Annotated in this window: 4 protein-coding genes; all 4 read right to left on the reverse strand. The window is 68.4% G+C overall.

Going from position 1 to position 2712, the window contains the following annotated elements; genetic code table 11:
• On the reverse strand, window positions 1-661 hold a 661-nt coding region (locus tag BGO22_RS08660; RefSeq protein WP_286850191.1), incomplete at its 3' end, for a UDP-N-acetylglucosamine 1-carboxyvinyltransferase.
• A 4-nt stretch (window positions 662-665) separates the two neighbouring features.
• Complete coding sequence (locus BGO22_RS08665; RefSeq protein ID WP_070399146.1) at window positions 666-905, reverse strand: BolA family protein; 240 nt, start codon at window positions 903-905, stop codon at window positions 666-668.
• A gap of 4 nt (window positions 906-909) precedes the next feature.
• Window positions 910-1665 carry an ABC transporter permease gene (locus BGO22_RS08670; protein ID WP_070399147.1) on the reverse strand — a complete coding sequence of 252 codons (756 nt, stop codon included), beginning with the start codon at window positions 1663-1665 and terminating at the stop codon, window positions 910-912.
• Entirely contained in the window at window positions 1662-2609 is a 948-nt protein-coding gene (locus BGO22_RS08675) for an ABC transporter ATP-binding protein (protein WP_286850195.1), read from the reverse strand. The genes BGO22_RS08670 and BGO22_RS08675 overlap by 4 nt, the downstream gene beginning before the upstream one ends.
• Window positions 2610-2712: the final 103 nt, after the last annotated feature.

Below are 2712 nucleotides of genomic sequence, written 5' to 3' on the forward strand. Positions count from 1 at the left end.
CGTGGATGCGGCTGGTGCCGTGGCCTTCGATCTTCGCGCCCATGCGGATCAGCATCTCGGCGAGGTCGGTCACCTCGGGCTCCTGGGCGGCGTTCTCCAGCAGGGTCTCGCCCTCGGCCAGGGCCGCGGCCATCAGGAAGTTCTCGGTGCCGGTGACGGTGACCATGTCGGTGGCGATGCGCGCGCCGTGCAGGCGCGCGCGACCCTGGGGCAGGCGCGCCACCATGTAGCCGTGCTCGACCACGATCTCCGCGCCCATGGCCTGCATGCCCTTGATGTGCTGGTCCACCGGGCGCGAGCCGATGGCGCAGCCGCCAGGCAGCGACACGCGCGCGCGCCCGAAGCGCGCCAGCAGCGGCCCCAGCACCAGCACCGAGGCGCGCATGGTCTTCACCAGGTCGTACGGCGCCTCGGGATTCAGGCCATCCGGCGCCTGCAGCCGGATGCCGCCGCGCTCGCCCAGCGTGTCGGTGCGCACGCCCATGTTGTTGAGCAGCTGGCGCATGGTGGCCACGTCGCGCAGGCGCGGCACGTTGGTCAGCGTCACCGCCTCGTCGGTGAGCAGGGCGGCGCACAGCTCGGGCAGCGCGGCGTTCTTGGCACCGGAAATCGGCACCTCGCCGCTGAGCTTGCGGCCGCCGCGGATCAGCAGTTTGTCCATGGTGTCAGTGTTGGGCCGCCCATTCGGCGGGGGTGAGGGTCTGCATCGACAGAGCGTGCACTTCGTCGGTGTGCATGCGCTGGCCCAGCGTGGCGTAGACGGCTTGGTGGCGCTGGATCAGGCGCTTGCCTTCGAAGGCCGGCGACACGATGACCGCGGACCAGTGGCGGCCGTCGCCCGTCACCTCGATGTGATGGCAGGCCAGGCCCCCGGCGATGAGGGATTGCAGTTGTTCGGCGGTCATGGGATCAGTGGCGGACCTTGTAGCCGGTCTTGAGCAGGTGCAGGGCCAAGGCACTGACCGCCAGCAGGGCACCGCCCACCAACGCCAGGCTCAGCCAGGGCGAGACGTCGCTGCGGCCGAAGAAGCCGTAGCGAAAGCCGTCGATCATGTAGAAGAAGGGATTGAGGTGGCTCACGCTCTGCCAGAAGGCCGGCAGGGAATGAATCGAGTAGAACACGCCCGACAGGAAGGTCATGGGCATGATGATGAAGTTCTGGAACGCGGCCATCTGGTCGAACTTCTCGGCCCACAGGCCAGCGATCAGCCCCAGCGTGCCCATCAGCGCGGCACCCAGCACGCCGAACACCAGGATCCACAGCGGCGCCACGAAACCGGGCTGCGCGAACAACCAGGCCACGATCAGCACGCCCAGGCCCACGGCGAGGCCACGCACCATCGATGAGCCCACGTAGGCCACGAACCAGGCGCGGTGCGACAGCGGCGTGAGCAGCAGGAACACCAGGCTGCCCATGATCTTGCTCTGGATGAGCGACGAACTGCTGTTGGCGAAGGCGTTCTGCAGCACGCTCATCATCACCAGGCCCGGCACCAGGAAGGCGGTGTAGCTCACTTCGCCGTAAACCACGGCCCGGCCCTCGAGCACGTGCGCGAACACCGCCAGGTACAGCAAGGCGGTGATGACGGGTGCGGCCACGGTCTGGAAGGCGACCTTCCAGAAGCGCAGCACCTCTTTGTAGAAAAGCGTTTGCCAGCCAGTCATACCGATGCCTTCAGCGGCTGATGGGCGGCGACCGCCGATGCGCCACTGCCCGTGAGATCGAGGAACACGTCCTCCAGGTCGGCCTTGCGCACCTCGATGTCCTCGGGCATGACGCCGGCCTCGCGCAGGCGCGACAGCACATGCTCCACGGCGCGCGCGTCCAGCGCGGGCAGTTGCACCACGCGGCCGGTGATGCGCGCCTGCGCCGCGATGTCGGCCGGCAGTGCTGTGTCGGTCTTGAAGCGCAGCACGTTGGCCGCCGCGCGCGCCAGCAGGGCCGAGGTGGACTCCAGCGCCACCACCTGCCCCAGCTTGAGCATGGCGATGCGACTGCACAGGGCCTCGGCCTCTTCCAGGTAGTGGGTGGTCAGCAGCACGGTGCTGCCCAGGCGCTTGTTCAGGCCCGAGACGAACTGCCACAGCGTCTGGCGCAGTTCCACGTCCACACCGGCGGTGGGCTCGTCGAGCACGATGACGGATGGCTTGTGCACCAGCGCCTGGGCGATCAGCACGCGCCGCTTCATGCCACCCGACAGCTGGCGCATGTTGGCCGTGGCCTTGTCGGCCAGTCCGAGGCCACTGAGCAACTCGTCGATCCAGTCGTCGTTGCGGCGGATGCCGAAATAGCCCGACTGGATGCGCAGCGCCTCGCGCACATTGAAGAAGGGATCGAACACCAGCTCCTGCGGCACGACGCCGAGCTGGCGGCGCGCGGCCTGGTAGTCGGTCTGCACGTCGTGGCCGTGCACGGTGATGCGGCCCTCCGTGGCGCGCGCCAGGCCGGCCAGGATGCTGATGAGCGTGGTCTTGCCCGCGCCGTTGGGGCCGAGCAGACCGAAGAATTCACCCGGCTCGATGTCGAAACTGACCGAGCGCAGGGCGTGCAGGTCGCCACGCGAGGTGGCGTAGGTTTTGGAGACGTTCTGGAATGAGACGGCTGGCATGCGCAGCTACCGCGAATCCGGCCCGAGGCACGGGACATCCGTGGCGGGCGGAGAACCGGGGATTCTACGGCTGGCCCCTTGCCCGCGCTGGCGAAGGGCTGCC

This window comes from Hydrogenophaga sp. 70-12, from assembly GCF_001897365.1.
Lineage (GTDB): Bacteria > Pseudomonadota > Gammaproteobacteria > Burkholderiales > Burkholderiaceae_C > Hydrogenophaga > Hydrogenophaga borbori.